The organism is Pauljensenia sp. 20925_1_34, from assembly GCF_041432775.1.
GTDB lineage: Bacteria > Actinomycetota > Actinomycetes > Actinomycetales > Actinomycetaceae > Pauljensenia.
Genome location: NZ_JAPWAG010000002.1, coordinates 148,206 through 166,816, shown reverse-complemented (window position 1 = coordinate 166,816; position 18,611 = coordinate 148,206). Strand labels below are relative to the sequence as shown.

The following is an 18,611-nucleotide window of genomic DNA, read 5'->3' as shown; positions in this document are numbered from 1 at the left end:
GGGCGCATGTGCGCGCCCCGTGTTCACCTGACGTTCACCACGTGAAGCGACACACGTTATATGTCCCGAGCGGGGTAGGTGTGCTGGAATTAGTTCTATGTGTGGAATTGTTGGACATATTGGATGCAAGGCTTCTCAGCGCAGCCGCGAGGTGATCCTCGGCGGTCTGGCGCGCCTGGAGTACCGCGGATACGACTCGGCGGGCATCGCCCTGGCCTCGGATGAGGGCCTGTACGTGCGCCGCGCGGTCGGTAAGCTCGTCAACCTCGTCGAAGAGGTCGACGCGGACAGCCCCGCCGACGCCTACGCCGGTATCGGGCACACCCGCTGGGCCACCCACGGTCGCCCCACGGTCGCGAACGCTCACCCTCACACGAGCCCGGACGGCCGCTTCTCCCTCGTGCACAATGGCATCATCGAGAACGCGGACACCCTGCGTGCCGCCCTCGTCGCCGACGGCGAGACCTTCGCCTCCGAGACCGACACCGAGGTGGTCGTCCACCTGCTGGCGCGCGCCTACGATGAGGCAGCCCCGGCCTCGTACACTGGCGCGGTCGCCGGACTGAGCGGCACCGACGAGGAGGTGGCGCGCCGACTGGTTGCGGCCATGCGCGCGGTCACCGCCCAGCTGCACGGCACCTTCACGCTCCTGGTCGTCTCCAACCAGTCCCCGAACGTTATCGTCGCCGCCCGCCGATCCTCCCCGCTGGTCATCGGCCTGGGCGAGGGTGAGAACTTCCTCGGTTCCGACGTCCTGGCCTTCGTCGAACACACGAACCGCGCGCTCGAGGTCGGCCAGGACGAGGTCGTGGTCGTCTCCGCGACCGGTGTGACCGTCATCGACCCCAGCGGCAACCCCGTCGAGCGCGCGGCGTACGAGGTTGACTTCTCCTCCGATCGCGCCACCAAGAACGGCTGGCCGACCTTCATGGAGAAGGAAATCCACGAGCAGCCCGAGGCCGTGGGTGCGACCCTGGCCGATCGCATCGACTCTCACGGACACCTGGCCCTGGACGAGGTGCGCATCCCCGAGCACGTCCTGCGCTCCGTCGACAAGGTCATCATGATCGGCTGCGGCACCGCCTCCTACGCGGGCCAGGTCGCCCGCTACGCGATCGAGCACTGGTGCCGCATCCCCTGCGAGGTCGAGCTCTCCAGCGAGTTCCGCTACCGCGACCCGGTGGTGGGCGAGAAGACGCTGGTCGTCGCCATCTCGCAGAGCGGCGAAACCATGGACACCATCCAGGCGATCCGCCACGCCCGCGAGCAGGGCGCCAAGGTCGTCGCCATCGTGAATACGCCCGGCTCGACGATCTCGCGCGAATCTGACGCCGTGATCCTCACCCACGCCGGCCCCGAGATCGCGGTCGCCTCCACGAAGGCCTTCACCGCGCAGGTCACCGCCTGCTACATCCTGGGCCTGTACCTGGCGCAGGTGCGCGGCAACAAGTACGCCGACGAGATCGCCGACTACATGGAGAAGCTCGCGCGCGTCCCCGAGGCCATCGCCCGCATCCTCGAGAGCGGCGAGACGGTCCGCCAGTTCGCCCGCACGATGCAGGACGCAACCTCGGTCATCTACCTGGGTCGCCACGTCGGTTTCCCCGTCGCCCTCGAGGGGGCGCTCAAGCTCAAGGAAATCTGCTACATCCATGCCGAGGGATTCGCCGCCGGCGAGCTCAAGCACGGCCCCATCGCGCTCGTGGACGAGGGGCAGCCGGTCATCGTCATCGTGCCAACCCCGCGCCGCCCCGAGCTGCACGGCAAGGTCCTGGCCAACATCGCCGAGGTCCGCGCCCGCGGCGCCCGCACGATCGTGGTCGCCGAGGAAGGGGACACCTCCGTCGATGAGTTCGCCGAGGTCGTCTTCCGCGTGCCCCCCGTGCCGACCCTGTACGCGCCTCTCCTGACCGTCGTGCCGCTGCAGATCTTCGCGTGCGAGCTCGCCTCCGTCAAGGGGCTGGACGTCGACCAGCCGCGCAACCTCGCCAAGTCCGTGACGGTGGAGTAACCACCCGCGCGGGGCACCTGTCCTGCGGACGCGCCCGGGCCTCGTTCCTCATCCAGGGACGAGGCCCGGGCAGTTTTGTGGTCTGGTTTCAGTTCCTCATGCTCGGGGCGACCGTGAAGTCCCCTTGCGTGTTGTACGTGGCAAGCTCTCGACGGCATGTGTGCTCACAATTCAATGCCACCCGGCTACCATGGAGTTCATGAGCGTCGCAGATGATTCCTCCAGGTCGAATGCGTGTCTCGGCCTGCCTGCGGACTTCTATTGGTATGGCGGCGGCATTGGTACGGCTCAAGAGCACATTAGCCTAGCTGTGAATGCTCTCATGGCGGCCATCAAGAAACCGGCGAACCGTCGCTGGAATCCATACCAAGAGGCAATGATCCGAGCGAGTTTTAGAAAGCGCCTGGAAAAAGCGGCTCAAGGTAAGCTCCGACCACCGGGAGAGCTGAAATCTTTACGCGGGGGTGCCACTCTCTTTGAGATTCGGTGGCGGGACATCAATGTTCGCGAAGTTAATCCCTTAGGGAATGAATCCTATGTTCAGGTTGAGATTCGCCTCATCCACGCTCAGCCATACGATCAGCTTGGCCTTTGTATACTGGGCCTTCACGCTCATGGGAAGGTAATCGTCGAGGGGGACCCGGCTGCGACCAAGGCCGCGCAAGACGCTGAGATCGGCATTGCCGAAAGCCTTCTCAACTCGGGATATTCCACATGCTGGGGTGTCGAGCGGCGCACACAACATGACTGAAGTTTGCATAACGTCATCTCACACTTATATAGTTTAATCTATGACTTCAGTGAGTGATGAGATCCTTGAGCGCCGCGCAGATCTGCTGGTCGATGCGAAGGATCGCCTTCTCGAGGATTTGGTAAGCCTCCGCAAGGAGCATAAGCTCAGCCAGCAGACTGTCGCCGAGCGCATGGGTGTCAGTCAGCCGACGGTCGCTGCGTTTGAACGCTATGACGCTAACCCGACCGTGTCATCCATCATCCGATACGCGATGGCCGTCGACGCACTCCTCGACATTAAGGTTGTCGATGACTGTGGTGAGGGTGTGCCCGCTACGTGGCAGATGACCGGAGCCGCCAAGGCGACTGTCCGTGTTCCGGCGACACCGCGTCAGGCACAGACGATCAGCATTACGCAGGAGCTAGCTCATGTCTGAGACCCCCCTCTTGACGAGCATCGACGAGATGCTTGAGACTGCACAACTCCAGCTTGCAGACATTCGCTTTGACCACATGTCGATTGATCTTGTGGAAAATGCTCCCCAGGCGGGTTCCGATCTCGAAGGCAGTGAGTCGACGCCGATCGAGATCAACTGTATGCTCGGCACTCGCCACGAAGGCAAACGTTTCGGAACACGATTTGAGTTCCAGTTTAAGGCTACGCAGTGGCAGGCCATTATCGCGGTCATTACCTACTACGAGGGTTGCCAGGAGTTTGCTCTCGCTCCTGAAGTCCCTGCAGACTTTGCATCGAGAGTCGCGCTCATGGCGGCGTTTCCTTATGTTCGTGAGGCCCTCAGTGATCTGACCACGCGGGTTACCGGCACGGCGGTTGTTCTGCCTCTCCTTCGCCCTGGTCAAATCGTATTCACTCTCAACGAGTAGTCCAGGTGTTTCTCGCGCAAGGGCTGTGTGCGTCTTCCGATCTTGTTCGTTCGATAGGGCGGCACCAGGCTGCGGCTTCGTGAGCGCTAACGGGCCTCGTTCCTCATCCAGGGACGAGGCCCGGGTCGCATTGCGTGGATCGGTGTCAGATTCCGAAACCTGGGCGTGCGCTGCCTCATGGACGGGGCCTGGTCTGGTGAAAGGCTTCACGACGTACATGTGAAACAGGAGCCAAAACGGCGACGGAGTTTGCAGGGGTGGGGGAGGGGGAGACTAGCGTGGAAGAGGTGGCGGCGCTCCTGCCGCACCCACCAACGTAAATCACCCCGGCCTCGTCAATCGGGGCCGCGACCACCCCAGGAGGTGCGCATATGACCCTGTCCACGATCCTTATCGGCATCCTGCCCTCAGTCTTCTTCGGTGTCGCCACGACGCTGATGGGAAAGACCGGCGGCTCAGACCGCCAGCGAGTCATGGGCGCCGTCCTCGGCGGCCTGCTCATGGCCGCCGTCGCCACCCCCTTCCTGCATCCCGCGTGGACGCCGCTGAACCTGGGAGTCTCCTTCCTGACCGGCCTGCTCCTTGGCGTCGGCGTGTGCGACCAGCTGCGCTCCTACTCGGTGCTCGGCATGAGCCGCACGATGCCCTTGTCCACCGGCGGCCAGCTGGTCCTCATGTCCCTGGCGGGCATCGCGATCTTCGGCGAGTGGCTTCACGGCGGGGCGCTGCCCTACGGTATCGCCGCCATCGCCGTCCTCATCGTTGGCATCTGGTTCCTGTCGCGTTCCGAGTCCGGTTCCGACGCGGCGTCCCTCGACTGGAAGCGTGGCGCCTTCCTGCTGACGACCTCGACGCTGGGCCTCGTCGCTTTCCCGCTCATCATCAAGTGGTTCGGCATCCAGCCCGCCGAGTTCCTGCTGCCTCAGGCGATCGGCTACACCGCCTACTGCGGCGCATTCTTCGCGATCCAGGGGCGCGGCGGGGTCGACCCCGAGGATTCGCTGCGCCACCGCCGCATGATCCCCTCGATTGTCAACGGCGTCCTGTGGGGCACCGCCATCCTGCTTCTCCAGCTCAACTCCAACAAGCTGGGCGCGGGAACGGGTTTCACCCTCTCGCAGCTGGGCATCCTGATCTCCACGCCGCTGGGCATCCTGTGGCTCCACGAGACGCGCTCGCGCAAGGAGCTGCGCTGGACCATCATCGGCGTCGCCCTCGTCATCGTAGGCGCGGTCCTGGCGGGCGTCGCCAAGACCCTCGACGTGGCCTAAGTGACGCGATGGAGCCACCTCACCGCTCGGTGCGCGACGGCGGTGGCGACCCCGATACTCTCCCGGGCCTCGTTCCTCATTCGGGACGAGGCCCGGGCTGCATCCGCGGGCACTGTGACGTCGTTGCGCAAGCGGGCACCCCGGGCGTGCGCGGTGCGACAGAATATGGTGCATGTTCACGATTGATAGAGCTGCTCTGTCCTTCGCCCACGCTCGGGAACTGGAGAAAAGTGCATTGATCAGGCGGTTTCTGAGGGAGATCTGGACCGCTACATGCTCGACGTCGCGGGCGAGGTTGCGGCCGCGGTCGTGCGCATCATTGACCTCGGCGGACAGTCGCTGCGCTCCATCGAGAACACGCCCGCATGGTCCGAAGTGTTCCTCGCACACGCCCGGATCGACAGCGTCGTGGGCACCGGTGCCAAGGCCCGCTCACGGGCGCACTCGCGGAATCCGTGGAGCTCCTCAACAGGCTCTCCGCCATCAAGCCGCGGCCCGTCATCGCGATCGACGTCCCCTCGGGCCTGACCGACGACGATGGCGCGATCACGGATCCGATCCTGCGTGCCACCCACACGCTCACATGCGAAGAGCCGGTTTAACGCGTGTGCAGGTGGGTCCAGAGTGTCACCTGACTGTCCGATGACGCAATCCGCTGGAGCGGACTCTATCGCGCCCTACCGCAGCGTCCGGGACTGACCTCAGCAGTGCGAAAGATTCTATAATCCCGGGCTGTGTTTGTGAATCGCGCGTGACCTGCGGATTCGTGGGTAAATGTTTAACGCTTTGAACTTCTTTGATAGGGTCGATATGTGACAGAGTCGCGCAGCGTTGCGCCTGGTAGAGGAGGGACTCGAATGACAGATCTGCACATCGTGGAGGGCGATCTTGAAGTGTTGCGTGATCGAACGCGGATCGTGGGCGAGGATTTGGAGCCCGTCACCGTTGCCGACATCGGCGGCTACGTGACGAGCGCGATGCAGGGAGCAACCAGTGTGGGTGAATCGGAGCGCGCGTGCGATCGTATCGATGACGACGTGACAGGCGTCGTCACTGCGCTGTCGGACTTCTCCCAATCTGTCGACGAGTCCATCACCAACTACGCCACCACGGAGGACGCGTCCAGCGTGAGCTTCACGGTCCCCGCGCACGTCTACGGGCCGCTCACCGGCAACAAGCTGCGTCAGATGTGGGAGGCCGAGCGCTGATGGGACTGTCATGGGCTGACGTGAAGGAATGGACCGATGCGGGCCTCAATGAGGCCATCGCCATCGCAGAGGATGCTCGCAAGGCCGCGTCCAATCAAGCGGCGGAGCTTGCATCGCATAAGAGTTCTATCGCGTCGACGGGTCAAGCGCCCAGCGACATGCGATCGGCGCTCGATGCCATCCAGGGGAATCTCGATGCGCGCGTCAACGAGCTAAGCGAGCTGATGATGGCCTGTGCCGAGGCCTACGACGGCGTGCGCGTTGTTATCGCGAAGGCGGATTCATGCAAGGAGCTGAGCGCCAGCCTCGGGTGCACGATTTCAGATGATGGAACAGTGTCGGCTCTGGTCAATGACGACGGGGTGAGCAGTAGTAAACACGAGGAGCTGACAGAGCTACTGAGTGAGACGTTGACCGAGGCCGACCGGGTTGACGTCGCCTTCGCGGCGCGGCTCAAGGCTCTCGGGGACGGAACCTATTCGTCGAACGAGAATCACGCGTCGGCCTCACCCGGCCTCGTCAACAATGCGGACTCCACGTGGACGCCTCGCCAGGTCTCGGCCTGGTGGAATTCCCTCACCGAGGCCGAACGGCAAGCCTGCATTGAGGGGAATCCCAAACTGTACGGGAATCTTGACGGCATCGACATGGCGTCGCGCGCCGCCGCGAACGACCTTGTCCTGAATGGACGTAAGGACGCCTCCGGTAATCGCATCCCGGGAACGTCCATGCTGGATGAGGCGCAGGCCGAGTATGATCGCGTGAAGGCGCTGTATGACGAGGCTCAAGCAAATCCTCACAAGTACGATGCTCGTGGTGAGGGGCTGAGGCCAAATCCCCACAAGGATGAGCTTGAAGCGGCGCAGCATAGGCTCGACGAACTCAATCTGTTGGTTAAACGGCTGGGACCTGAGGAGAATGAGCTGGGAGCTGAGGAGAATAAGGATGCTTCGCTCATTGCCCTTGATGACAGTGGGGACCGTCTTAAGGCGGCAATTGCCTTCGGCGACGTCGATAACGCTGCGCACGTTGCTACCCTGGTGCCCGGAATGGGCACCAACGTACACGATTCGGTTGAGCGCTACATGGATACGGCTCAGCGTCTACGCGTCAAAGCGGCAGAGCAAGCGCGCATAGATCTAAGCGATGTCGCGACCATCGCGTGGCTCGACTACGACGCTCCTCCGGATTTCTTTAAGACTGGCGATACCTCCGTGGCTTCGGTGAATCTGGCGAAGGCGGGGGGCCAGCGCCTCACGGAGCACGTGACGGGCATCGACGCCTGGCGGCAGGAACGCGGCATGTCCGTTCATCAGACCGCGGTGACGCACTCCTACGGGTCCACGACGGGTGGCTTCGCGATGCGTGACATCGGGCGCGGCGTCGTCGACGACTTCATCTACACAGGCTCGCCGGGCAGCGCCGTCCAGTCCGTTGAGCGCTTGGGGGTTGAGTCCGGACACGTCTACGTCAGCGCGGTTCCATCGCTGGATGCGGTGCAGGGTATCGGGCCGGACGGATCGTTCGGCAGGAACCCCGATCAGCTCGAAGGAATCGAGCACCTGTCGGGGGACACTACGGGTGCTCAAGACCATAAGAATCTCTTCGAGTTCCGCTATGATCGCTGGTGGTTGGCCCCGACTGCGCTTGGCCCGCTGGCCGTCACCGACATTCCGAATCCTTTCGGTAACCACTCGACCTACTTCAGTCCCGCCCAGCAAGGGCAGCACAACGTTGCTTTTGATGACATTAGCCGCGTGGTTGGGGGGTGTTAAGTGATGCGTCGGGTTGTGGGGGTGTTGTGTGCGCTGGTGTGTGCGGCGTTGGTAGGGTGTGTTCCTTCTGGGCGGGAGTGGTTTGATCCGCCTGAGGGTAAGACTTCTTTTGAGAAGCGCCAGACCATCAGTGAATTCATGGAGCACACCGAGCCGGTCTTCGTGGAGTTTATCGCCGATGTTGTGCGGCGCAATAGCGGCGACGAATTGTATTACTTCAGGAATGAGTCGCTCACGGGGTGTGAGGACGGCGCTGGAGCTCGTTTACACTCCCTGCTCTTTAGTGTGCGTATGGATGGTGATGGGCATCTTGCTGAGTCGTCGCACATTTTGGAGGAGGCGGGCTTTGTTCCCCCGCCGGAGTTTGTTGCCGACGAGCACGCGACGATGAGGTGGGTGCGTCCAGGTGATGCCGACACGATGACGGTCGTGTATTTTCCGAACGAGGGCTTCAGCATCGCGTACGAGACCGGCTGTCACCCGCTGGGGGAGCTGACCCTGAAGGATTACCGGCAGATACTCAAGGACTGGGATCCGGTCGAACGTTTCCCCGACATGACTGTCATGGAAGGGACCTTCGGTCGATCCTCCCAATCGGGGACTCAGAGCTGAGGGCTTGTCCGCCAGCCCTCGGTCGTGAACTGGCACATAGGCAGCGCCCCGTTGTGTGAATACCACCATGAGGTGTCTGTGAAACAGTAGACATAACGGCGACGGAGTGTGCGAGGGCGGGGGATGGGGCTACTAGCGTGGAAGAGGCGTGCGCATGACCCTGTCCGCCGGCGGCTAGCGATTCTCATGTCCCTGGCGGGCGTCGCCAAGACCCTTGACGTTGCCTGACGGACCTGCCCACGCTATGCGTGCGGCGGTATCCCGTCCTCGCGTTCGGCAAGAATGCGTTCAATGTCTGCATCCGGGAGGGGCTTACCCGTTGCGTCCAGTAGGCCGTGACGCTTCAAGTACTGATAATACGGATCAGCAAAACGAGGCAGAGGAAACGGCAACAAATACACGACCCCGACCACAAGCGCTAACAAAGCGATGAAGAGCAGAACCCTCACAATAAAGACAGGGGCACCAATTGGTTCGAGAAGAAGAGCGATTCCTCCGAAGAAGAACCAGAGGCCGACGCAGGGGCGCAGCATCGCCTGGGCGTTGCGCGTGGGGGACAGTGCCGCAGACATCCTCCGCCACGATCTGGCAAGCGGCGAGTCCGTGTATGTTTCGAACCACCACGCATGAATAAGGAGGCAGCCAAACACCACGCAGCCGATTCCGCTCCACATGTTTCGTGTCCTTTCCGAGCGCCTTGCACGCTCCGTCAGCTGTATGGTCCCTTGAATGGGTACGCGCGCAGCGTTGGGTTATTCCAGTTGCTCATGGTCTCACGTGGGCTCTCTCTGGGATGACTCGAGGTAGCGTGCGGATGCTTCGATGTCGGCTTTATTTTCGTCGTCGATTTCTCGAAATGCACTATCCGCGCCATCTATTCCCTCTTGTATGAAGCCCAGGATTTGCGCGATGTCACTCGCGGCCTTCGTGATCTTGGCGATCTTCTCATCCAGGGAAGCTTGATGTTCGCTGCCTGTTGCAGGTGAATCAAGCGTGATCTCATTCAGTGTCGTCTGTGCAGCGTCGGCGTCTTGTTGGGCTTTCTTAACTTCCCCGAAGTCCCACGAAATCATGCGCGTTCACCACCCTTTGCATCGTCGGCGGGGGGCGTGAAGAGTTGGGCAAGTTGGCCCCATAGGACGGTTTGGAGGACGGGCTCCATGGTGGCTTCTTCGCCGGAGGATTCACCTCGTGGCGGGGTGACCAGGTAGGAGCCTGAGGGAGTGGAAAGGACATTCAGGGCAGCCCAGGGGATTAGGCCGTCGGGGGTGATGTTGTCGCGTGTCCAGGTGGTGTATTCCCATTGGCGGTTGAGCAGGGCCTGGGAGAAGAGGGAGTCGGAGGGGCCGAAGGTGGTGAGGTGCTCCAAGATGGCTTGTGCGGTGTCCAGATCGCCGTCGGTAGCTGCACCGATGAACTCAGAGGGCAGATAAGGGGGTCCATCGAAGGCCTCGGGGCGCGGTCGCAGCGGAGAATTCGCGGCGACGACGTGGGGAATCTCCTCGGTGTCGATACGGTAAATGTGGATCTTTTCCCCGCGCGCGCGGGCGACGGTCGCGTAGGGGCGGGACAGCCAGATCCGCAGGTTACGGTGGGTTGGGTGTGTAGGGGTCAGGGACGCCATCGTCATGATGGCACGTGCCCGTTTCATAGACTCCCACAGTGCCAGTGCGGTCTCGCTGAAGGCATTTTCGTCGACAACGGCTGTCGAGCTAAGGTTCAGGTCACGTGCGGTGTCGAGCTGCTCAGCCTCGGGGATACGGCGCGATGCCAGAGACAGGAACGACATAGCCTGCTCGACGGGCAGGCTCAGGGTGGGGCGGAAGGAGTCGGTGGGGCTCATAGGGCAACCTCGATGGTGGGAACGATGGTGACGATGTCGTCGGCGACGAGGGGAAACTGGTCAGTCGTTGCCGTCGCCGTCACCGTGATGAGGAAGCGCTGGCCGCCCTGGGTGCGGTGGACCCACGCCCACTGGCACATAGTGATGGGTACGGTTTCTTCGATGTAGATACCCGTGCGTAAGAATGACCCGCGCGGGGCGGCGGGCCACGCCATGTCTTCGAGCATGATGAAACCGCCGATGGTGTCACGGATGAGGCGCGCCGAGTCGGCCAGGACCATCGCGTCGTCCTGGTCGTCGGGGATGGACGAGGCAATGGCTACGATCGTGGCTGCAAAGCTGTGAGTGGGGTCTAGAGGACCGGCCAAGCCACCAAGGACACGCGTGCCTGCCTGCGTGCCAGCCGGGGTAATGGCAGCGAAAGCCTCCTCGGGCAACGCAGACCACCGATCAGGAGCCTGATAAGAACAAGTCATGAGGACGTATCTCCTTCGCGTTCGGCAAGAATGCGTTCAATGTCTGCATCCGGGAGGGGCTTACCCGTTGCGTCTAGTAGGCCGTGACGCTTCAAGTACTGATAATACGGATCAGCAAAACGAGGCAGAGGAAACGGCAACAAATACACGACACCAATGACAAGGGCGAGCAGACCAGCAGCCCCGAACGAGTACCAGAGGAATGTGGGAGCTCCAATCTTCTGTAGGAGCATCCCTAATCCGGCGCCGACGAACATGAGGCCGACGCAGGGGCGCAGCACCGCTTGAGCGCTGCGCGTGGGGGACATTGCCGCAGACATCCTCCTCCACGATATGGCAAGCGGCGAGTCTGTGTATGTCTCGAGCCACCACGCATGAATAAGGAGGCAACCAAGTACTAGACAGGCGATTCCAGTCATCACGTTACTTTTTCTTTCCGAAGAAACTAAACACCCCGTCGACTACTTTGTCGTTGAACCAATCAGCCGCTGCGTCGGCTACCTTACTTGTTACAACTCCTCCGACGATGCCGCCCACGACTCCTCCGACGACAATGCCGACGGGTCCTCCCGCCGCGCCGATCGCGGCCCCCAGCTGCGCGCCGTAGGTCGCGCCGGCCCAGCTGGCAACACCCGTCGCAACCCCCTTGACTCCGGCACGCGTGATCTTCTCACCTTCACCCATGTCCGGATGGTTGATGGTGTCGGACTGGTAGGAGTTGTAGGCGTTGATGCCGCCTTCTGCGACGGCTGCGACGACACCGGCTACCTTGCCGACCTTTTCGAGTCCTTCGACGGCACCGGGTATCTTCGGAGCCTCGCCCGCGCGGTGCCTCGCGTATCGCGTCCAGTTGGACAGGTCGCCTTTCGCGGTGAACTGTTTCCACTTCGATAACTGCGCAAAGCCCTCGGGAGGGGCATAGTGGCCGTTATGGAACCACGCGTGCCCCGCGCGCCACACGTTGCTAGCAAGGTCAGACCAGCCGCCTAGGGCACTCGTCGTCGAAGCAGCGGGGTGTTCGGAATTGGGAATGTAGCTCCCCTTGAGCTGCTCCATGAGCGCCTGAAGGGTTTTCTCCCACACGGATGTGTCCACGTTGGCAAGAGCGGTGGAAAACTCTTGCTCGGCGGTACGGTGCAGGCTTTGAGCATAATTGAGCTGCGAGAGAGCGGAGTAATAGGAGCTCCTGTGCTCCGACGGCGCGTTTTCCTGAACTGTGACCGTGCAATTCGTGTAGTCGCCGCTGACCGAGAGGCCACCTGCCTGCGCGTTGGTGACGACCGTTTGATACTTCTCGCGCACGACGCCCATCGCGCCCGCGAAAGCACTAAGGGCTGAACGAAGCTTCGCGGCTTGCGCGCTTACGTCCGCGCATACGTCGGAGAGATTCGAGTAATCGTCCGTGATGGCCGGGATACACATCGCGCTTTGATGCGACATGAGGTCCTTCGCCCCTCGGATGTTGATATCGGCGTCGGTCAGATTCTGGTCAAAAGTAGTGAACTGAGAATCAGCTGCCGATGCGGCGTCGGGTTTTACCGAGAAAGCCCACGAGAACGATTGCGCCGCGTTCGGGTTTGGGCCGGGCGAGGGAGATGGCGTACTCATCGTGCTGCCTCACAGAATGTGTGTTCCATGGGGATCTCCCGATTGTCCTGTCGTGCATCAATCCCTGACGATCGGTACTCTACTCCGTGTTGTCAAACAGGGCGCGGGTCACGTCCATGCTCTGGAACGAGGCTCCGTTTTGTGGCTCTACAATCGATGTCTGCAACGTTTGTTACCTGACTGAGTGGCGCGCCAGCATCCATCGACGACCTCCGAGTCGGCCAAGACCGCCGCGTCGTCCTGATCGTCAGGGACGGTGGAAGCCACGGTCATGAGCGTGGCCGCGAAGCTGTGCGTGGTGTCGATGGGACCCACCGCACCGCCCAGCACGCGAGTACCCGACTGGGAGTCAGTCGGGGCGATAGCCGCGAAAGCCTCCTCGGGCAACGCAGACCACCGATCAGGAGCCTGATAAGAACAAGTCATGAGGATGTATCTCCTTCGCGTTCGGCAAGAATGCGTTCAATGTCTGCATCCGGGAGGGGCTTACCCGTTGCGTCCAGTAGGCCGTGACGCTTCAAGTACTGATAATACGGATCAGCAAAACGAGGCAACGGCAGGGGCAACAGGTACACCACGCCAATAACGAGGGGGACTGAGCCAAGGAACGCGAACAGGGTAATGAGCGGTGTCGGTGCGCCGACCTCCTTGAGGACCACAGCTACTCCTCCGAAGACAAGCATGAGCCCGGTGCAGGGACGCAGCATCGCCTGTGCGTTGCGCGTGGGGGACATTGCCGCGGACATCCTCCGCCACCATCTGGCAAGGGGCGAATCAGTGTACGTCTCCAGCCACCACGCATGGACAATGAGCGCGCCGAGAACCGCTCCCGCAACAGAAAACCACATATCGCTATCCTCCAAACCACTTGGCGACGGGACTCACCACGTAATCGTTAAACACATCAGCAAATACACCGCCGGCCTTGCTTGCTACGACTCCGCCGACGATACCTCCGACGACGCCTCCGACGACAATGCCGACGGGTCCTCCCGCCGCGCCGATCGCGGCTCCCAGCTGCGCGCCGTAGGTCGCGCCGGCCCAGCTGGCGGCACCAGTCATGACTCCCCTGACTCCGGCACGCGTGATCTTCTCACCTTCACCCATGTCCGGATGGTTGATGGTGTCGGACTGGTAGGAGTTGTAGGCGTTGATGCCGCCTTCTGCGACGGCGCCGACGACACCGGCTACCTTGCCGACCTTTTCGAGTCCTTCGACGGCACCGGGTATCTTCGGAGCCTCGCCCGCGCGGTGCCTCGCGTATCGCGTCCAATTGGACAGGTCGCCCTTCGCAGTGGTTTTCCCCCACGGGGATAGCTCTGCGAAGTTAGAAGGCCGAACGTATTGCCCGTTATAGGCTGAAACGTGGGCTGCTCGCACCCCTGTTGCGGTTAGATCAAGCCATGAGCCGATAGTGCCCGGTAGCGACGACAGAGGGCGTTCGGGATTGGGAATGTATGTATCCTTCAGTTGATCGATGAGGCTCGTCAGCGTCTTTTCCCAGAGGGTCGTGTCGACGTCGTTGAGTGCCGTTGCGAACTCGTGCTCGGCCATTTTCTGGAGGCTCTTGGCGTTCTTGAGGGCCGATTGTGCAAGGCCATACATGAAATCTTGCTGTGAGGAGCCGGAAGCGTCGAGGGTAACGGGCTCTTCGCATGTAAGGGTGTAGGAGGTGTCGGATTGGGCCGGAGTGGGCCGGAGTGCAGGTGGCGGCGTGGGCGGCGTGCCCATCCTGCCGCCAGTAGGGCCCAGTTGCGCATGGAGGGGTGTGGCGGTGAGTGGTTCGGTGTGCCAGTTCCGCGTTTGTTCTTGTGCGTTGGGGCAGTGCACCCGAACTGTAGGCATTACACCTCTTCTGTTCGGGTGCACCGCCACGTAACGGGTGCACCGCCACATAACGGGTGCAGCGCCACATAACGGGTGCAGCGCCCCCGTGCTTGTGGCGGTTGTGGCGGCTGTCGGGGTTGCGGGGGTCTTCTGTGCTTGAGTTGTCTTCCGCTTGGGTTGTCTTCCGCTTGGGTTGTCTTCTGCTTGGGGGTCTTCCGTCTGCTGGGCTTGGGTTGTCTTCTGCTGGGGTCTTTGTGGCGTCTCATGTTGTGGTTCCTCAGAAATGTCGCACGTAATTCCCCGACATGTATTTCAAACATTGAAATCACATCGTTGGAATTCTGCGGTTTTCTCGATACCTATGAAAAGTTAGGGTACCCAAATTACGTGCGAGTTTTGGTTAATGAGGCGCCCGAGGCGAGCTCCTGTGTTCGGTCGTCGTCCCACGACACTGCCCACGATCCCCGGGACGCTTCGAACACCACCCCCACACCCCACAATGCGAAGAGCCCGATATGTCAAGCGGTAGAACGTCTCGACAGGCGCGCAGCGTAGCAACTGGTCAGGTGAGGGGCAATTGACCGTTTGTTGATCCTGGACGGCCGCGCCCAGTGGAAAGCATGCGCGGAGGCGTGCGAAAGCATGTGACAATGGAGATATGTTGACTTTTGACGGACCCGCCCAGACGTTCCAGCAGGCGCGCTCAATCGAAGAGCGCTTTGTCCGCGAGGCTGCGGAGATCGATGACCCAGACCTGTACATGCGCCAGGTCGGCGACGCGGTCGCGCAGCGCGTGGCCCGCCTCGTCGGTGACACGCCCCCTCTGTTGACCGAACCTCACGAACCCGCCGTCCCCGGCCCGCGGGCGGACGTCGTCGCCTTCGTCGGAGGGGGCGACAACGGTGGCGATGCCCTGTACGCATGCGCGACCCTCGCTGACATGGGCTTCAACGTCGCGGCGATCCTGCTCAAACGAAAGCGCCACTCCCGCGCGCTGCGCGCCGCTAAGACCGCTGGGGTCACCATCGTGGACCTCAAAGGGGGCTCGATTACCACAGTTCTTGATTCCCCCCAGCTCGCCCTGGTGGCATTCGCGAAAGTGTGGATCGACGGCATCGTTGGCATCGGTGGCAAGGGGACCCTCAAGGGGAACCTCGCCGAGGCCGTTGAACAACTCAACGACTTCTCGTTCCTCACCCACCCTGCAGTTGTCTCGATTGACGTGCCCTCGGGCCTGACCGATAACGAGGGGAGCGTGAAGGGCGCCGTCATGCGTGCCACGCACACGATGGCCGTGGGCAGCTTCAAGCGCGCCCAGATCCTGGCGCCCGCCGCGCAGTATTGTGGTGCCTTGGAACTCATCGAGATGGAGTGGACCGGACTCGTTGGCCTGACGCCCGCTGACACGGAGGAGACGAGCGGCGAGGTCCCGGTGTACTTCTACGACGGAACCGGCAGTAGTCGATTCGTTCAAGCCCCGGCCTTTGACGACGACAAGTACGCACGCGGCGTCGTCGGCCTCGTCGCCGGATCCGACACATACCCCGGCGCCGGCCTGCTCGCCACACGCGGCGCGCTCGCGGCCGGCGTGGGCATGGTCCGCCTGAACTCCACCCGCCGCGTCCAAGACCTCGTGCTAGCCGCCGAGCCGGGCGTCGTCATGGTGGGCGGGCGCATCCAGGCGGCCCTCATCGGCCCAGGACTGGACGAGGACCGACGCGAGGACGCGCTCGAACTCGCGCAATTCTGCGGCCAATCCGGCGTGCCGCTCGTCATCGACGCCGGGGCCCTCGACCTGATTCCCGAGCTGGCGGACACCATCAACCCCGAGACCACCGTCCTCACCCCGCACCACGGTGAGGCCGCGCGGCTGCTGACGAGGCTCGGCACGCCGACGAAGCGGGATGAGGTCGCCGCAGCCCCCCTGCGCTACGCGAACCTCCTCCACGATGCCACGGGTTGCCACGTCGTGCTCAAGGGCCCGGTGACCATCGTGCGTTCCTTCGAATACGCGGACATGCTCCGCGATCAGGCGCTGCTCGCCAGCTTCATCAACCCGGAGTTGGGCTTCCCCGACCTGGAGAGCATGGAGGACAGCGTGACCCGCTGCGACTGCACGCTGGTCGCGCCGACCACCACGTCGTGGGCTGGGGTCGCGGGCAGCGGCGACGTCCTGGCTGGCCTGATCGCCGGTATCCTCGCCCGCCCCGTCAGGGACGAGCACGCGCTGCCAGGACCGAACGGACAACCGCAGGCCGTCACGCCCGAACGACTGGTCTCTGCCGTGTGGCTCCACGGTCGCGCGGCGAAGCTGGCCGCCGATGAATACATCGGTCGTGCCCCCATTCAGGCGCGTGACATCGCTGACGCGATCCCCGAAGTGCTCGCCGCCCCCGGTCTCTGAGGCGGGAGGGTGCGCCCGCGCGGCGCGCTCGGGCTCGCGTGAGATACTAGGGGAGTGACTTCCACGAACGAACACGGTCAAGGACGGGGATACCCGTCACAAGCGGTCGTCGACCTGGCCGCCATTCGTCATAACCTGGGCGTCCTGCGGGCTGCCGCCCCCGGCGCGCTTCAGCTCGCCACCGTGAAGGCCAACGCCTACGGGCATGGCCTGCTCCCGGTCGCGCTCGCAGCGCTTGAGGGTGGTGCCGACTGGCTGGGTGTCGCCCAGCTGGCTGAGGCCTTCACCCTGCGCGAAGGCCTGGACGAGGCCGGGGTTGCCCGCGCGGACGCGCCCCTCCTCGCGTGGATTTCCACCTCCTCCTCCGACTTCGCCGCGGCCATCGAGTCCGATATTGACGTCTCTGTGTCCTGGACGTGGGTCCTGGCCGACATCTGCGCCGCAGCCCGAGCGGTTGGCCGCCCTGCGCGCGTCCACGTCAAGATCGACACAGGAATGTCTCGCGCCGGCTCGACGCTGGCCGACCTGCCCGCCCTGGCCTCGGCTCTGAAAATGGCCGAGGAAGACGGCCTCGTTGACGTCGTGGGCGCGTGGAGCCACATGTCTCGCGCTGACGACCCCACCGAGGCGGGCAACGCCTCGACCGCCAGCCACGTGCGCATCTTCGAGGAGGGCCTGGCAATCCTGGCCGACGCGGGTATCACGCCGCGCATCCGTCACCTGGCCGCCACCTCCGGGATCCTATGGCACCCCGAGACGCACTACGATATGGTGCGCGTCGGCATCGGCCTGTACGGCCTCAGCCCCGACCCCGCCGTCGCCTCCGCCACCGACCTGAACCTGGTCCCCGCCCTCACCCTGCGCGCGCCCCTCACCTCCGTCAAGGTCATCGAGGAAGGCACCCCGGCCTCGTACGGCGGGACCTGGGTGGCGCCCACGCGCCGCTGGGTCGGCCTGGTTCCCCTCGGCTACGGCGACGGCATCCTGCGCTCCGCCTCCAACCGCGCCCGCGTCACCGTCCACACCGCGTCCGGCCCCCTCGAGGCGCCCCTCATCGGACGCGTGTGCATGGACCAATTCATCGTCGACCTCGGGCCCGCAGACGGCGACGCGGGCACCCCGACCGCGCGCAGCGGGGACGCGCCCGCGGCCGTCGGAGACCTTGCTGTCCTCTTCGGCGCGGGGCTCGACTCCGATCCGCTGGCCGACGACTGGGCGCACGCCGCGGACACCATTAACTACGAAATCGTCACCCGCCTGGGCGCCCACATCCCCCGCGCCTACGTCGGTGAGGCCACCGCGACCCAGGGGAGCACCGCTCATGACTGATCAGCCCATCGCCACCTACGCCATCGACACCAGCGACGCCGACCAGACGCGCGCGCTCGGCGAAGATCTCGGGCGCGTGCTGGTAGCCGGGGACCTCGTCATGCTCTCGGGCGGGCTCGGAGCAGGCAAGACGACCCTCACGCAGGGCATCGGAGTCGGCATGGGCGTGCGCGGGCGCGTCGCTTCCCCGACCTTCATCGTCGCCCGCGTCCACCCCTCCCTTCGCGGAGGGCCGGACCTCATCCACGCGGACGCCTACCGCATCACGGACCTCAGCGACCTGGAGACCCTCGACCTCGACTCCTCCCTCGACGAGGCCGTCACCGTCGTCGAGTGGGGCGACGGCAAAACCGAAGCCATGAGCGAGGAACGCCTCGCCATCGAGGTGCGCCGCGCCAGCGGCGGGCAAGCCCAGCGCGACGGCGACGTCATCGACCTGGAGCACATGGACGACGGTCGCCGCCGCATCGTCCTGCGCGCGCACGGACACCGCTGGGATGGTGTCCTTGAGAACGTCGTGGCCGCCCACGGGGGGACGCGCATTGACGAGGCCCAGGTGGCCTCGTCGGATACTGACCCAGCCGCGCCCGCCGCTGACAGCGACGAGCGTACCCGCGACGAGTAGGATCA

Annotated in this window: 21 protein-coding genes; 12 read left to right on the top strand and 9 right to left on the bottom strand. The window is 63.3% G+C overall.

Features of this window, described 5'->3' with window-relative positions:
- Positions 1-97: 97 nt before the first annotated feature.
- The 9 genes from glmS to O3669_RS01660 all read left to right on the top strand — a co-directional run bounded on the left by glmS (position 98) and on the right by O3669_RS01660 (position 8,494).
- Entirely contained in the window at positions 98-2,011 is a 1,914-nt protein-coding gene (glmS, locus tag O3669_RS01700) for a glutamine--fructose-6-phosphate transaminase (isomerizing) (protein ID WP_371523393.1), read from the top strand.
- A gap of 199 nt (positions 2,012-2,210) precedes the next feature.
- Positions 2,211-2,762 (top strand): hypothetical protein, encoded by a 552-nt coding sequence (locus O3669_RS01695; protein ID WP_371523392.1) that lies wholly within the window; start codon positions 2,211-2,213, stop codon positions 2,760-2,762.
- Between the two features lie 40 nt (positions 2,763-2,802).
- The gene (locus O3669_RS01690; protein WP_295920675.1) at positions 2,803-3,180 is read left to right on the top strand and encodes a helix-turn-helix domain-containing protein; all 378 of its coding nucleotides are present in this window, start codon (positions 2,803-2,805) and stop codon (positions 3,178-3,180) included.
- Positions 3,173-3,628 carry a hypothetical protein gene (locus O3669_RS01685; protein WP_371523391.1) on the top strand — a complete coding sequence of 152 codons (456 nt, stop codon included), beginning with the start codon at positions 3,173-3,175 and terminating at the stop codon, positions 3,626-3,628. Before O3669_RS01690 ends, O3669_RS01685 begins: the two co-directional genes overlap by 8 nt.
- Positions 3,629-3,999: 371 nt before the next feature.
- Positions 4,000-4,899, top strand: a complete 900-nt coding sequence (locus tag O3669_RS01680) for a GRP family sugar transporter (RefSeq protein WP_371523390.1) — start codon at positions 4,000-4,002, stop codon at positions 4,897-4,899.
- Between the two features lie 455 nt (positions 4,900-5,354).
- On the top strand, positions 5,355-5,501 hold the full coding sequence (locus tag O3669_RS01675; RefSeq protein ID WP_295920680.1) for an NAD(P)H-hydrate epimerase: 147 nt from the start codon (positions 5,355-5,357) through the stop codon (positions 5,499-5,501).
- Between the two features lie 255 nt (positions 5,502-5,756).
- Positions 5,757-6,107 carry a hypothetical protein gene (locus O3669_RS01670; protein WP_371523389.1) on the top strand — a complete coding sequence of 117 codons (351 nt, stop codon included), beginning with the start codon at positions 5,757-5,759 and terminating at the stop codon, positions 6,105-6,107.
- Positions 6,107-7,882, top strand: a complete 1,776-nt coding sequence (locus O3669_RS01665; RefSeq protein WP_371523388.1) for an alpha/beta hydrolase — start codon at positions 6,107-6,109, stop codon at positions 7,880-7,882. Before O3669_RS01670 ends, O3669_RS01665 begins: the two co-directional genes overlap by 1 nt.
- A 138-nt stretch (positions 7,883-8,020) precedes the next feature.
- Positions 8,021-8,494: a hypothetical protein gene (locus O3669_RS01660; protein WP_371523387.1), complete on the top strand. Its 474-nt coding sequence runs from the start codon at positions 8,021-8,023 to the stop codon at positions 8,492-8,494.
- Positions 8,495-8,736: 242 nt separating this feature from the next.
- On the opposite strand, the gene O3669_RS01655 is transcribed toward O3669_RS01660, so the two are convergent.
- The 9 genes from O3669_RS01655 to O3669_RS01615 all read right to left on the bottom strand — a co-directional run bounded on the left by O3669_RS01655 (position 8,737) and on the right by O3669_RS01615 (position 14,026).
- The gene (locus tag O3669_RS01655; protein WP_314769851.1) at positions 8,737-9,168 is read right to left on the bottom strand and encodes a hypothetical protein; all 432 of its coding nucleotides are present in this window, start codon (positions 9,166-9,168) and stop codon (positions 8,737-8,739) included.
- A 99-nt stretch (positions 9,169-9,267) separates the two neighbouring features.
- Positions 9,268-9,567 (bottom strand): hypothetical protein, encoded by a 300-nt coding sequence (locus O3669_RS01650; protein ID WP_295920524.1) that lies wholly within the window; start codon positions 9,565-9,567, stop codon positions 9,268-9,270.
- On the bottom strand, positions 9,564-10,337 hold the full coding sequence (locus O3669_RS01645; protein ID WP_295920525.1) for a hypothetical protein: 774 nt from the start codon (positions 10,335-10,337) through the stop codon (positions 9,564-9,566). Before O3669_RS01645 ends, O3669_RS01650 begins: the two co-directional genes overlap by 4 nt.
- On the bottom strand, positions 10,334-10,813 hold the full coding sequence (locus O3669_RS01640; RefSeq protein ID WP_295920527.1) for a hypothetical protein: 480 nt from the start codon (positions 10,811-10,813) through the stop codon (positions 10,334-10,336). The genes O3669_RS01645 and O3669_RS01640 overlap by 4 nt, the downstream gene beginning before the upstream one ends.
- A complete protein-coding gene (locus O3669_RS01635) occupies positions 10,810-11,121 on the bottom strand; it encodes a hypothetical protein (RefSeq protein ID WP_371523386.1) in 312 nt (103 codons plus the stop codon). Before O3669_RS01635 ends, O3669_RS01640 begins: the two co-directional genes overlap by 4 nt.
- 115 nt (positions 11,122-11,236) lie before the next feature.
- Complete coding sequence (locus O3669_RS01630; protein ID WP_371523385.1) at positions 11,237-12,421, bottom strand: hypothetical protein; 1,185 nt, start codon at positions 12,419-12,421, stop codon at positions 11,237-11,239.
- Positions 12,422-12,568: 147 nt separating this feature from the next.
- Complete coding sequence (locus tag O3669_RS01625) at positions 12,569-12,847, bottom strand: hypothetical protein (protein ID WP_295920531.1); 279 nt, start codon at positions 12,845-12,847, stop codon at positions 12,569-12,571.
- Positions 12,844-13,080, bottom strand: coding sequence for a hypothetical protein (locus tag O3669_RS01620; protein ID WP_371523383.1), 237 nt, complete (start codon positions 13,078-13,080; stop codon positions 12,844-12,846). The genes O3669_RS01625 and O3669_RS01620 overlap by 4 nt, the downstream gene beginning before the upstream one ends.
- 193 nt (positions 13,081-13,273) lie before the next feature.
- Complete coding sequence (locus O3669_RS01615) at positions 13,274-14,026, bottom strand: hypothetical protein (RefSeq protein WP_314769848.1); 753 nt, start codon at positions 14,024-14,026, stop codon at positions 13,274-13,276.
- An 880-nt stretch (positions 14,027-14,906) separates the two neighbouring features.
- Between O3669_RS01615 and O3669_RS01610 the strand changes: the two genes are divergently transcribed.
- Genes O3669_RS01610 through tsaE form a run of 3 tightly spaced genes read left to right on the top strand, consistent with a single transcriptional unit; the run spans position 14,907 to position 18,606 of the window.
- Positions 14,907-16,652 carry a bifunctional ADP-dependent NAD(P)H-hydrate dehydratase/NAD(P)H-hydrate epimerase gene (locus O3669_RS01610; RefSeq protein WP_371523381.1) on the top strand — a complete coding sequence of 582 codons (1,746 nt, stop codon included), beginning with the start codon at positions 14,907-14,909 and terminating at the stop codon, positions 16,650-16,652.
- Between the two features lie 54 nt (positions 16,653-16,706).
- Complete coding sequence (gene alr, locus O3669_RS01605) at positions 16,707-17,981, top strand: alanine racemase (RefSeq protein WP_371523379.1); 1,275 nt, start codon at positions 16,707-16,709, stop codon at positions 17,979-17,981.
- Positions 17,974-18,606 carry a tRNA (adenosine(37)-N6)-threonylcarbamoyltransferase complex ATPase subunit type 1 TsaE gene (tsaE, locus tag O3669_RS01600; protein ID WP_371523378.1) on the top strand — a complete coding sequence of 211 codons (633 nt, stop codon included), beginning with the start codon at positions 17,974-17,976 and terminating at the stop codon, positions 18,604-18,606. Before alr ends, tsaE begins: the two co-directional genes overlap by 8 nt.
- Positions 18,607-18,611: the final 5 nt, after the last annotated feature.